Annotated in this window: 12 protein-coding genes and 1 pseudogene; 6 read left to right on the top strand and 7 right to left on the bottom strand. The window is 61.3% G+C overall.

The window, feature by feature from the left end; all coding sequences use genetic code 11:
• The first annotated feature begins 35 nt into the window (after positions 1 to 35).
• From FHT97_RS16345 to FHT97_RS16335, 3 genes are all read left to right on the top strand, one after another.
• Positions 36 to 692 carry a hypothetical protein gene (locus FHT97_RS16345; RefSeq protein WP_183863648.1) on the top strand — a complete coding sequence of 219 codons (657 nt, stop codon included), beginning with the start codon at positions 36 to 38 and terminating at the stop codon, positions 690 to 692.
• A 64-nt stretch (positions 693 to 756) separates the two neighbouring features.
• Positions 757 to 1,299, top strand: a complete 543-nt coding sequence (gene hpt / locus FHT97_RS16340; RefSeq protein WP_183863647.1) for a hypoxanthine phosphoribosyltransferase — start codon at positions 757 to 759, stop codon at positions 1,297 to 1,299.
• A 118-nt stretch (positions 1,300 to 1,417) separates the two neighbouring features.
• Positions 1,418 to 1,777 carry a response regulator gene (locus tag FHT97_RS16335; protein ID WP_007789408.1) on the top strand — a complete coding sequence of 120 codons (360 nt, stop codon included), beginning with the start codon at positions 1,418 to 1,420 and terminating at the stop codon, positions 1,775 to 1,777.
• Between the two features lie 27 nt (positions 1,778 to 1,804).
• Here FHT97_RS16335 and FHT97_RS16330 read toward each other — a convergent pair whose 3' ends face one another.
• The 6 genes from FHT97_RS16330 to argH all read right to left on the bottom strand — a co-directional run bounded on the left by FHT97_RS16330 (position 1,805) and on the right by argH (position 8,672).
• Positions 1,805 to 2,254, bottom strand: coding sequence for a hypothetical protein (locus FHT97_RS16330; RefSeq protein WP_016556435.1), 450 nt, complete (start codon positions 2,252 to 2,254; stop codon positions 1,805 to 1,807).
• A 165-nt stretch (positions 2,255 to 2,419) separates the two neighbouring features.
• Positions 2,420 to 2,746, bottom strand: a complete 327-nt coding sequence (locus FHT97_RS16325; protein WP_183863646.1) for a hypothetical protein — start codon at positions 2,744 to 2,746, stop codon at positions 2,420 to 2,422.
• 119 nt (positions 2,747 to 2,865) lie between these two features.
• Positions 2,866 to 5,544, bottom strand: coding sequence for a TIGR02302 family protein (locus FHT97_RS16320; protein ID WP_246712657.1), 2,679 nt, complete (start codon positions 5,542 to 5,544; stop codon positions 2,866 to 2,868).
• Positions 5,545 to 5,716: 172 nt separating this feature from the next.
• Positions 5,717 to 6,985: a diaminopimelate decarboxylase gene (gene lysA / locus FHT97_RS16315; protein ID WP_183863645.1), complete on the bottom strand. Its 1,269-nt coding sequence runs from the start codon at positions 6,983 to 6,985 to the stop codon at positions 5,717 to 5,719.
• Between the two features lie 12 nt (positions 6,986 to 6,997).
• Entirely contained in the window at positions 6,998 to 7,192 is a 195-nt protein-coding gene (locus tag FHT97_RS16310) for a lipoprotein (protein ID WP_016556431.1), read from the bottom strand.
• Between the two features lie 79 nt (positions 7,193 to 7,271).
• Positions 7,272 to 8,672, bottom strand: a complete 1,401-nt coding sequence (argH, locus tag FHT97_RS16305; protein WP_183863644.1) for an argininosuccinate lyase — start codon at positions 8,670 to 8,672, stop codon at positions 7,272 to 7,274.
• Between the two features lie 41 nt (positions 8,673 to 8,713).
• Between argH and FHT97_RS16300 the strand changes: the two genes are divergently transcribed.
• Both FHT97_RS16300 and FHT97_RS16295 read left to right on the top strand, forming a co-directional pair.
• Complete coding sequence (locus FHT97_RS16300) at positions 8,714 to 9,376, top strand: TlpA disulfide reductase family protein (protein ID WP_183863643.1); 663 nt, start codon at positions 8,714 to 8,716, stop codon at positions 9,374 to 9,376.
• A 145-nt stretch (positions 9,377 to 9,521) separates the two neighbouring features.
• Complete coding sequence (locus FHT97_RS16295; RefSeq protein ID WP_183863642.1) at positions 9,522 to 9,995, top strand: VOC family protein; 474 nt, start codon at positions 9,522 to 9,524, stop codon at positions 9,993 to 9,995.
• Between the two features lie 15 nt (positions 9,996 to 10,010).
• Here FHT97_RS16295 and FHT97_RS16290 read toward each other — a convergent pair whose 3' ends face one another.
• Positions 10,011 to 11,594, bottom strand: coding sequence for a Na+/H+ antiporter (locus FHT97_RS16290; protein ID WP_183863641.1), 1,584 nt, complete (start codon positions 11,592 to 11,594; stop codon positions 10,011 to 10,013).
• A 343-nt stretch (positions 11,595 to 11,937) separates the two neighbouring features.
• On the opposite strand from FHT97_RS16290, the pseudogene FHT97_RS16285 reads away from it, so the two are divergent.
• A pseudogene (locus tag FHT97_RS16285) lies at positions 11,938 to 12,333 on the top strand (GFA family protein); the annotation flags it as partial.
• Between the last annotated feature and the right edge of the window lie 128 nt (positions 12,334 to 12,461).

Genomic DNA, 12,461 nt, shown 5'->3' with positions numbered 1-12,461 from the left:
CCCGAAACCATGTGGACACCGGAAAGGCCGTCATCATGACTTCCTCCTCGTTCAGACGCCAGGCGCCCGGCCGTACCTATGATTTTCTGCCGCCCGAACCGATCAAGCGCGAGGCGCGCCGAGCTCGACCAACGGACGTCGCCGATGCCGAATTCGTGGTGATTTCGAACAACCGCACACAAGGCTTTGATAGACGCAGCTTCAATGACAATCGACGGCGCCCGTCACAGCCGTCGAGCATGTCGAGCGTAGAACCGCGGTCGCTTCCATCCGCGCTCGCTCGGGCAGGCGAGGCTTGGTTGCAGCAGGCATCGGTCAGAACCTTCGTCGCGCTGGTGCTCGCTCTCTCAGTGCTCGTGTTCGGCCTCGTTGGGGGATTTGCTGGCTTTTCGCAAAGCGAGGCGGCATCGACGGACTCGCCGCTGCATTTCGCGCATGTAACGATGACGCCCCGCGATGCGAACGGCATGCGGGTGTTGCTGATCAATGGCATCATCGACAATCAGAGCGGCACGACACAGGTCGTGCGCCCCATCCGCGCTGATTTTCTTGCCAATGAGCAGCTGACCGCAAGCATCGTCATCAACCCGCCTGCAGATGTCATTTATGGCGGGCAGAGCCGCGGATTTTCGACCAGAGTGCAGTACGCGGGTGGAAAAATGCCGGAAGTCCGGCTTTCCTTCATGCCCTAAGGGGTGTTTCGTCCCGCCGTTTGTGGTAACGGCTTGTGCTTCTAGTCATGGAGCAAGCCTTCTTATGCCCGTCGTGCGCGGAAAAAACATCGAACCACTCTTCACCGCCGAGCAGATCGCCGAACGCAATCATGTGATGGCGAAGCAGATTGCATCGGGACCGACGAAGGATCTGCTGGTCATCGCGGTTTTGAAGGGCTCGTTCATCTTTGCTGCCGACCTTATTCGCGCGCTGCATGACAGCGGGTTGGCGCCCGAGGTCGAGTTCATCACGCTGTCGAGCTATGGCACCGGCACGGTCTCGCAAGGGGTTCGGATCGTCAAGGACATCGACAGCGACGTGAAGGATCGCGACGTTCTTCTGATCGACGACATTCTGGAGTCTGGCCGCACGTTGCTGTTTGCCAAGGAATTGCTTTACGAGCGCGGCGCCCGCAACGTCAATATCGCCGTGCTCCTCGACAAGAGCGTCAAGCGCAAGGAAAAGCTGGAGGCCGACTATGTCGGTTTCGAATGCCCCGACTATTTCGTCGTCGGCTACGGCATGGATGTCGCTTATGCGTTCCGCGAACTTCCTTTTGTCGGCGTCGTCACCGGCGACGCCTGACTATGTCAGGATAAGACGGGTTGTTAACCATCCCGTCCATCCCTTCGTGCCGTTTACCGATCGCAAAGGAAAGTCGTGTGATTTCCGTTGCGGGGCATGAAACGGAGTGATGCACACCATGGCAAAAATTCTGATTACGGAAGACGAGGATTCCCTGCGCTCTTTCGTAGCCCGCGCTTTGCGTCTTGACGGTCATGAGACCGAGGAAGCTGCCGACGGTGCGGAAGGACTGGAAAAACTCAGAGACGGCGTCTACGACCTGCTGCTCTCGGATATCCGCATGCCCGTGATGGACGGCATCGAACTGGCGCATCAGGCGAAATCCGCTTTCCCGGCGCTGAAAATCCTGCTGATGACCGGCTATGCGGAACAGCGCGAACGCGCTGACGACCTGGCGGAAAAGATTGTCGATGTCGTCTCGAAGCCCTTTGCCTTGCCTGACATTCGCAAGGCCGTGGCGCGCGCGTTGGCCGCCTGAGGCGGCTAACGGCACTCTCTCGACAATTCAGCCCTCGTTGGGGATGAATTTGCCTTCATAGCGGACGCGAAAATTGCGTCGCTGGAAGTCCTGCTGGAAACACACAAAGATCAGTTCGATATCGGCAAGGCTGTCGCGCTTGTGAAGCAGGCTGAGCGTGACGACAATGACGCCGGCATAGCCGCGCGTCAGCCTGAACGCCGCATTGCGAATGGCGTTGGCCTCGGCATCCTGTCGATCGTCCCGGCGTTCGTAGATCACCCAGAAGCGGCAGATGTCCCAGGTCGAACGGAGAATCTCCGTGATTTCCGCCTGGAACTGCTCGGCATGCATGCCGGGTGACCAGGGGAGGGTCTTCTCGCCTTCGTCAGCCACGACGTTGAGGTAGCCATCATATTCGCCGGTTCGGGCAAGCGCATTCTCGATCAACTCAAATGCCGCGCTTTCGCTGATTACCGTCTTGAAGAGAATTGCCATCGAATCGCTATCGTTATTCACCTGCAGGGTGACATACGAAGCTTTCGGCAGGCAAGGCTAGCCTTGGCGTTCAATTTTGGAGCTTGGCGTCGACAATGGCATCGGCACAACTCTGTCATCGCTTCACTAAGACGATGGCACAACCGGTAAGAAAGCCGCAGCTTCTCAATAATCGGGGCAAGCCGAATTTATCGTCGTTCCGCTGTTCCCACCCTGCGTCTGCAGCGTACCGGGAACCGGCCGCGGCGGGCAATTCACCGGTCGCCGTACCTTCGAGCCATTGGACGAGATGCTTCCCGTCGTCTCCATGCTGTAGGGAGCCGGGCGATAGCGGTCCGATCTATCCCAGTTTGATTCGTAACCGTCTGCAGCGAGCGTCTTGCCGCCACTGTTGGTCGTTGCGAAACCACCGATATCCCATGCGCTTGCCGTGCTTGCGGCCATGCCGAATCCAAGAGCGACAGCTGCAATCAGCTTCAATTCCGTTTTCATGGAAATACCCTCAACTCGTGCCCAAACGACGCGCGATCTCGCGTCACAGTAGACATAGGTATCTCTCGCGTGGAGGCATTGAATCTCACGCTATTGTGACCCGAAATGGCACAAACGCGCTACTGGATGTCTAGCAGTCGTTCCAGATATTGCCGCTCGATCGCCTGCGTCGGGTTGTTGCCGAGCTTTTCGCGAATGGCGTCGAGGATTTCTCGGGCCCGCTGGACGTCAATCTCGTCAGGCACCTTCACCTGATCGCCGAAATCCGGTCCTTCAGCGCGGCGTGGACGGCCAAGGGGATCGCGGCCGTTCTGGTTGCCTTGTCCCACCTGCCCCTGTGGGCCCTGGCCCTGCTGACCCTGCATTGCCTGCATCATCTGGTTCATCATGTCGCGCGCGCCTTGGCGCAGCGCTTCCAATGCGCGTCCCTGGCCCTGTATGGCGGGCTCGCCATGGCCTTGGCCGAGCTCACGCCCGGCGCCTTCCATTTCGCGCTGCGCCTGGCCGAAGCCCGGGCCGGGCTTGATACCCATGTCGCCGAGCCCCTTCTGAAGCTCTCCGAGCTGCTTGCCGAGTTCGTCCTGGCGCGAACGCAGTTGCTTCAGGGCTTCGCGCAGCTGCTCCGCGGTCATCTGATCCGAAGGCTGCTGCCCCGGCTGGTTCTGACCTTGCTGGTTCTGGTTCGGATTCTGACCCTGATCTTGCTGGCCCTGCCGTTGATCCTGTTGCATGCCGTCGTTGTCCATCGGCATGTCGTCGAGGAGCGGATCGTTCATGCCCATGTTGGGGTCGCCACGCTGCATGCGGTCCTTCAGCTGCTGATCCAGCTTGAAGGTTTCCTCCATCAGCTTCTGCTGGTCACGCAGGATCTGGCCGAGTTTGTCCATCTGCTGGCGCATCTGGCTGTTGTCCTGGCCCTGCTGTCCTTGCTGCGGCCTGCCGGCCTGCAGATTATTCATCATCCGCTGCAGTTCGGAGAGCATCTGCTGGGCCGCATCGCGATTGCCCGAGCGAGCCAGATTCTCGATCTGATCCATCATCCGCTCCAGGTCCTGCTGGCGAATGATGTTCTGCGCGTTCTGGTTCGGCTGCATCGGCGCATTCTGCATGCGCTGGGCGAGCTCCTTCATGTAGTCCTGCATTGCCTTGCGCAGCTCGTCCATGAGCTTCTTGATCTCGGCATCCGGTGCATTGCGCTGCAACGCGTCGGCCAGGTTCTGCTGCGCATTGCGGAGGTTGCGCTCGGCCTGCGAAAGGTCGCCATCCTCCATGCCGATCGCAATGTCCCAAAGATAATCGGCGGTGTCCTTCATCGCCTCTTCGCCCTTGGTGAGCTTCATGCGTGTCAGCGCCGATTGCAGCAGCAGGTAGTTGGTCAGGTTCGGGATCGTCTCTTCCGGCCGCAGCGTCAGTGCTTCGTTCAGCGCAACCGCTTCCGGCATCTTCCGTGTATCTAGCGTGAACACCTGCCGTTCCTCGGCCACGGCAGCGGCAAGCGGCTCGTTGAACGGGCGGGCCGGCAGCGTCATCTCATGCGGAGGACTACGGCCGGTCTGGCCTGCAGCGTCCTTGGCAACGAGCGTAATGCGGACGCGCTTGCCGGACAGCGGGTGCTCGGTGAGGTTCTTGCTGGTTACGCCTTTCGCATCTCGCGAGTTGCGGCGAGGGATGTCCAACCGGAAATCGGGCAGTGGATACAGAGGTGTTGCGGCGGGGTCGGCATCAACGGGAACGATCTCGGCACGCGCTTCCTGCACGCCGTAGTCGTCCTTGACGGTGAAGCCGATTTCGAGCGCACCATTGACCGTCGGCTTCGGCATCCCATTGAAGGCTATTTCCGGCGCCTTGTCGGCGATGACATCGAAGCTCCACGTCCGGCCGTTGACTTCAAGCTGGCCGTTTTCCTCGAGCTTCATCTCATGCGTGGCAGCCGACGGAGGCGTATTTGCAGCGCCTTCAGGCTGCGGAATTGGCGCGGTCGGCTTGCCCGCCTCTTGAGACACGATCTCCTGCGCCTCGCCGTTCTCGTTCCTGAAGATGACTTTCTCGGCGGTCTTGCCGCCGCTGACGCGGATCGTCAGATTCGAGAGTTGAGGAACGCGGATCGCCGCCTGCTCGGTGCCATTCGCCGTCAGATAGATCGGGGCGCGGCCGGTGTACGACGGAGGCGTAACCCAGGCATCGATGCGCACGGCGGGATCGGTCGCCTGCGGTGTCGGTCGCGGCTGCAGCGCGTCCGTAATCGAGCCGCCGTTCATCGACAGCGAATAGCCGAAAGCCATCACCACAAGCAGCGCGGGAACGGCGCGCAACGCCATCCGGTCGTGCGAGGCGATGTCGGGACGCGGAAAGCCAGTATCGAGCGCCGCGATCTTCTCCGCCATACGCGTCTGGTGTTCGCGCCAGAGGGCGCGCGCGAAGGGAGTGTCGGTGGCGGGCTCGTCTTCCTGGACGGCCACCGGCTGGTGCTGCAGGCCGTTGCGCTGTTCGAGCAGCCGGTCGGCAGCGGCCGTGTCGGGCCAATGGAGCCGACGCAGCGGAAGCAGCGTTGCGACGGCGGCAATCGCGAAAACGACGAGCAGCGCCAGGCGGATCCACTCTGGTGCGTAGCGGAAGACGCCGAACCACGATGCCGCCAGATACAGCGCCACGACGGAAAGGATCGGCAGGAAGAGCGGCAAGATTTGCTCGGACAGCAGCACCAAGCGCGCCAGAAAGCGCTTTGCCGCAACCAGCCTTGCCAAGGATGGCCTCAGGGCAAATGCACCGTTTTTCTCCCTGCTGGAGCTCTTGTTCAATCCGTTCTCCGCGAGCTGGCGTTCAAGGGCAGAGGGCGCTTCGGCGATTGCTAGCGCAATTCGCTCTCAATCAAGGATAACATTCTTTGTGGCGAAGACGAGGGCAAGCGCCGATCGATCCCGATTTTTCAGGGCTCTTCGCCAAAAAGTGAAGTCATCGTCGAGCGCGTGATCAATCCAGCCAAGCCGGAACGGAATCGAGTCCGATCAGCTCTTCATAGGTGCCGCGCGGGCGAATCACGTGGAAATCGCCGCCTTTTACCAGCACTTCGGGAACCAAAAGGCGGCTGTTGTACGTGCCTGCCTGAACCGCCCCATATGCGCCCGCGGTGCTAACGGCGAAAAGGTCGCCCGGCTTCGGAATGGCCATTTCGCGGTCCAGCGCCAAGAAATCGCCGGTTTCGCAGACAGGACCGACGACATCCGCCTTGATGCGGGGCGCGTTCGCCGCCGAGATCACGACCGGGCGGATCTCGTGATAGGCCTCATAGAGCGTCGGGCGGATGAGATCGTTCATCGCGCCGTCGACGATCACGAAGGTCTTCTCGCCGCCGTCCTTCACATAAACCACCTCGGTGACCAGAATGCCGGCATTGCCGACGATCAGGCGGCCGGGCTCGGTGACGATCTTGCAGTTGAGTTCGCGCAGCGCGCTCGTGACGACTGCGGCATAGGCTTCCGGTGACGGTGGTGGGTTGTTGTCATCGCGGTAAGGAATGCCAAGGCCGCCGCCGACATCGACGTGGTGTATGGCGTGGCCGTCTGCGCGCAGCGTGCCGACCAGTTCGCGCAGCAGCTTGAAGGCGTCCTCGAACGGCTGCAGGTCGGTAATCTGGCTGCCGATATGCATGTCAATGCCGGTCACTTCGATCCCAGGCAGGGTCGCGGCGCGGGCATAGACGGCGCGGGCGCGCTCCCATGAAATGCCGAACTTGTTTTCCTTCTTGCCGGTCGAGATCTTCGCATGCGTCCGTGCGTCGACATCGGGATTAATCCGGAAGGAGACCGGTGCCTTTTTCCCGGCCTTGACGGCACGCTGGTTGAGGATCTCGAGTTCCGGCTCGGACTCGACGTTGAAGCAGTAGATACCGGCCTCGAGCGCATAATCCATTTCCCGCGGCGTCTTGCCGACGCCCGAGAACATGATGCGCGATGCCGGGATGCCGGCGGCCAGTGCGCGGCGCAGTTCGCCTTCGGAGACAACGTCGATCCCCGCGCCGAGATTGCCGAGCGTCTTCAGTACCGCCTGGTTGGAGTTCGCCTTCATGGCATAGCAGACCATCGCGTCGACACCGCTCAACGCTTCGGCGAAGACGCGGTAGTGGCGCTCGAGTGTTGCCGTGGAATAGCAGTAAAACGGCGTGCCGACGCCCTTGGCGATCTCGGGAACGGGAACGTTTTCGGCGTGGAGGACGCCGTCAATGTACTGGAAATGGTTCACGGTCTTGGCCTCTTAGAGAAGCGGATCGAGAATGAATGGCCTGTTCGCGGTGCCCGGCTGCGGCGTCGGCTTCGACGAGTCGCCGGTCTTCGTTGCATTCGCGCTCGGCGGATCGAGATCGCCTTTTCGTCCGCACCCGGCGACGGCAAGGCCGATCACGGCAAAAACAACCGTCAGGCGGACGATCTGCGGCAAGCTCTTCTGCATGGAATTCCTCTTGGGAAGCGGCACTGGTGGACATCTTCATAGCGAAGTTTATCCAGCTTGTGCACCCTGATTGTTGAGGTCAGTTGCGGGCGCGCCAATAGGCGATCTGCTTGCGCACTTCCGAAGGCGCGGTTCCGCCGAAGCTCTTGCGGCTGGCAACCGATGCCTCGACCGTCAGAACATCGTACACCCTGTCGGTGATGGCAGCGTTGATGGCCTGCAGATCGGCAAGCGGCAGCTCGGCCAAATCACAGCTTTTGCTCTCGGCCAACGCTACCGCACGGCCGGTCACATGGTGGGCGTCGCGGAACGGCAGTCCGGCTTCGCGCACGAGCCAGTCGGCAAGGTCGGTCGCCGTCGAATAGCCGGAGCCGGCCGCGGCCTTCATACGGGCGGTATTGATTGTCATGTCGCGGACCATGCCGGTCATGGCTGATATTGCCAGTTCCAGGCTTTCGGCGGCGTCGAAGACCTGTTCCTTGTCTTCCTGCATGTCCTTGGAATAGGCGAGCGGCAGACCCTTCATGATCGTCAGCAGGGCGATCAGTGAGCCGTTGATGCGGCCGGTCTTGGCGCGCACCAGCTCGGCGGCATCCGGGTTCTTCTTCTGCGGCATGATCGAGGAGCCGGTGGAGAAGGCATCCGACAAGCGGACGAAACCGAACTGAGGCGTCGACCAGATGACGATCTCCTCGGCCAGACGCGACAGGTGCATGGCACAGATGGCGGCGAGGGCCAGGAATTCGATGGCGAAATCGCGGTCCGAAACGGTGTCGATCGAATTGCGGGTCGGCTCTCGGAAGCCGAGCGCCTTGGCCGTCATATGGCGATCGATCGGATAGCCGGTGCCGGCGAGTGCCGCCGAGCCGATCGGGCTTTCGTCCAGGTGCTCGATGGCGTGACGGACGCGCGAGCGGTCGCGGCCGAACATTTCGACATAGGCCATGCAGTGATGACCGAAGGTGACGGGCTGCGCCGTCTGCAGGTGCGTGAAACCGGGCATGACGGTGTCGGCATGCTCTTCGGCGCGGTCGAGGAAGGCTGCGATCAGATTGGTGAGCAGCTGCTCGGTCTTCTGCAGCTCTTCCTTCACCCACAGGCGGAAGTCGAGCGCCACCTGGTCGTTGCGCGAGCGGGCCGTGTGGAGACGACCGGCGGCCGGGCCGATCAGCGTCGCGAGACGGGCCTCGACATTCATGTGAATGTCCTCGAGCTTGCGGGAGAATTCGAAGTTGCCGCTCTCTATTTCTGACAGGATCGTGTTTAGCCCCGCGACGATTTTGTCTTTATCGTCAGCGGAAATGATGCCCTGGTGGGCAAGCATGGTGGCATGGGCGATCGAGCCGCGGATGTCCTGGGCAAACAGCTTCTTGTCGAAACCGATCGAGGCATTTATCTCCTCCATGATCGCATCGGGACCGGAGGCGAAACGGCCGCCCCACATCTGGTTGGAGGATTTGGTGTCCGTGCTGTCGGCCATGACGATGCCTGCCTTGAAGAACGCGTGTCTCGGAGAATGAAATGACGACAAGAACGCCCCTGCGCCTGCCATCCCTGAAGCTGATCGGGATCGCGGCCGTCGCAGGCATTATTGCCGGTGCGGCAGCGGTTTACATCAGGGAAGCCGGGTCTGGCAATGGCGGGACGCAAACGGCCTCGGGCGAATGCGCGGCGACAAAGGAGATTGCCACGCGGATCGCACCGCTGCTCAAGGGCCAGGTGGCGGCGATGGTTGCCCCTGACGAGCATCGCAAGCTCACTACCGTCGCCTTCAAGGGCGCAGACGGCCAGCCGATGACGCTCGACAGTTTCGCCGGCAAGACGGTGCTCTTCAATCTGTGGGCGACGTGGTGTGTGCCCTGCCGCGAGGAAATGCCGGCTCTGAACACATTGGAGAAGGAGCTAGGCAGCGACAAGTTTCAGGTCGTGCCGGTCAACATCGACACCGGCGATGACGAGAAGCCAAAGGCCTTCCTCAGCGAAATCGGCGTCGATGCGCTGAAGCTCTATCGCGACAACACCATCGAGGTGTTCAACAGCCTGAAGAAGGAAGGCCTTGCCTTCGGTCTGCCGGTCACGCTGTTGATTGACGACAAGGGCTGCCTGATCTCCGCCATGAACGGCCCGGCCGCCTGGGACAGCGACGACGCGAAGGCGCTGATCAAGGGCGCGGTGGGCTCTTAAGGCATTCCGTCGTTTCCATCCGTCTCCAAAGCACCTTCGACCGCTTTTGGTTGTAGAAGCGTGAAACGGCTTCTCTCAACTGGAGAAAGTCGGTTTGCCCCTTATGTCAGGAGGACACGGCAACCAACAGCGAAGGAACCGCGACATGCCCAAGAATACGATCTGCGTATGGTACGACAAGGAGGCCGAGGCCGCCGCGCGCTTTTACGCCGAGACCTTTCCGGACAGTGCGGTCGGTGCCGTCATTCGCGCACCGGGAGATTATCCGGACGGCAAGCAGGGAGACGTGCTGGTGGTCGAATTCACGGTTGCCGGTATCCCCTGCATCGGCCTGAACGGCGGCCCCATTTTCAAGCACAACGAAGCCTTTTCCTTTCAGATCGCGACTAACGATCAGGAGGAAACCGATCGCTACTGGAATGCCATCGTCGGCAATGGCGGTCAGGAAAGCGAATGCGGCTGGTGCAAGGACAAGTGGGGTGTTTCCTGGCAGATCACCCCGCGCGTTCTGACTGAAGCGCTCGCGGCTGGCGGCGCGCAAGCCAAGCGTGCGTTTGACGCGATGATGACGATGCAAAAGATCGACGTTGCTAAGATCGAAGCCGCCCGGCGCGGCTGATCACCATGGCTTCGGTCACGACTTGGCTGAAATCGCGCTGAGCTCCTCGAGATCCAGGTCCCGTTCCAGCTCATGCAACGTCTCGTCGTCGATCTCGCCAGCGCGGTGGAGCCGGATCAGTTCACGGCGCCCTGTCGCTACCGCCTCGAGAACGACATCGAAATGGGCATGGAGGATCGGCGAGTAGTGGTCGGTGCGTGCGGCATAGTCGACGATCGCCACGGCCCTGCGCTGATAGCGCTCCAGCAGCTGGGGATGGATGAGGTTTCCCTCTTTGTCGTAGGCCAGGCTTTGGACTGTCGCGAATTGCGCCTGGGCCATGGCAGCTTCGGCCTGGCTCATGGAGAGGTGCGCCCTTTCCGCCTGGGGCTCGGTCAGCCGTGCCCAACTGATGACGTGTCCGAGCGTCGTTCCCTGCACAAGCACGGTTCCGACAATGACGGCGAACGACGTAACCAGGATGAGGTCCCTGCCGGGGAAGCCTTCCGGCACGCTCAGGGCAAGCGCCAGCGTCACGACGCCGCGGACGCCTGCCCAGCCTATGACAGTTACGCCGCGGCTGCCGAGCGGCGTGTATCGATCAAAACCCAGAAGGTTGCAGACCTTGATCACGAGGTCGGATCCGAAGAGCCAGGCAAAGCGTGCGAGCGTGAGTGCGACAAGGATTGCAAGGATGGGCAATCCCATCGTTGCAGCGACGACACCAAAGCCGCCGCCGCGTTCGACGACCCCGCGCAGCGATAGCCCGATCAATATGAAGACAGCGGCTTCCATCAGGAAGACGATCACGGTCCAGAACGACGTGCCGCGCATGCGCGTCGAGGCCGAAAGGACCGTGTGCTGATACCAACCCATGATCAGGCCGGCGGTCACGGTGGCAATGACGCCCGAAACATGGATCAGTTCGCCCAGCAGATATGAGGCCCAACACAACAGGGTCGTTCCGGCGATTATCAGGTACTCATCGCCGAGCCGCCGCACGAACAGAACCCAGACCGTTCCGACGATGATGCCGACGAAGGCGCCGCCTGCTGCCAGAAGCAGGAAGCTTCCTGCCGCGTCGACCACGCTGAAACCCCCGGTGACCGCGGCGGCGACCGCGAAACGGAACAGCACGAGGCCGCTCGCGTCGTTGAGCAGGCTTTCGCCCTCGAGCAGGATTTGCAGGCGCCGGGGCAACCGTACCCGCTCCAGGATAGCGCGGGCGGAAACGGCGTCAGGTGGCGAAACGATTGCGCCGAGCGCCGCGCACGCTGCCCAGGGCAGCGACGGAAACAGGAGATGGGTGACAGCGGCCACGACGGCGCAGGTGAAAAACACCGCTCCGATGGCAAGCGAGGCGATGCCGATCACATGACGGCGCAGCGGATGAAGAGCGATGGACCAAGCACCGTCCATGAGGAGTGGCGGCAGGAAGATGACGAGCACCAAACCGGGGTCGACGGTAATCGTCGGCAGGCCCGGCAGGAAAGCGAGCAGCGCGCCGCCGGCAAGCAGGGCCACGGACGGCGGCAACCCAAACCGGTCGGCGGCATAGTGCAGCGCGATGATCGCCACGAACATACCGATAACCAGTTCGAACAAGTGTGTGGGATCCATGCGCTTGTGCCCTGATACACCGTTTGCCACGACCAGCTCTACTAAAGGGCGCGTTCCCGCGAAACGCAATTGCCAAGCGATGCCCACCAAGCATAACGCAACGAAAATTCCGGACCAGCCTCTCCGGCGACGATCGCCAAAGGTTGCTCGTCGTATGAGATCCGGCGCTCGCCGCTCGTAGTACTAGGCGGTCCACTAGACTTCGGCGGTCCGCGGTCTACATTCATGTTTAGTAGGCCGACATTGCATCAGGGCTCCGCCCCTTCGCATGAATTGCGGTTCGGGCCTGCGTTACACCCCTCACAGCTCGATTGATCTCACCGCGTAAGCGGAAGGAGTTTTTATGGCCGATGCCCAATGCGCCTGTGGCGCTCTCAGACCGGCCGTTAGCGAACCACCACTATTGACGGCGCTGTGTCACTGTCTCGCGTGTCAGCGAAGAACGGGCGCACCGTTCAGCGCCAATTCGTTCTATGCAATCGATTGTGTCGAAATATGCGGGACGTCGACCGAATTCATTCGCACTGCCGATAGCGGCCGCAAGGTTCATATGTATTTTTGCCCGACCTGCGGTTCGACCGTCTATTGGAAGGCCGATGGTGCGCCGTCCTGGATCGGTGTGGGGGTCGGCGCGTTTGCCGACCCTGCCTACGCGCCGCCTGCCATGTCCGTCTTCGAGCAATCGAAACATGCGTGGGTGCAGCTCGACGACACTGTGAAGCATTTCGAAGGTCTTCCAGACCGGCGGGATTGGGGGGATGTGAAGCCTTCCTTGTCCTCATTGGCAACGGCGTCGCTCCCTCGTCTTCTCGGCCGTTGCCCTCAAGACTTCCAGAGCCATGGTCGCGGAGAGGAGCCGAGAGATGC

Source organism: Rhizobium sp. BK399 (assembly GCF_014194695.1).
GTDB lineage: Bacteria > Pseudomonadota > Alphaproteobacteria > Rhizobiales > Rhizobiaceae > Rhizobium.
The sequence above is the reverse complement of the archived record's forward strand: the minus strand, read 5'-3'. Positions and strand labels throughout refer to the sequence as shown.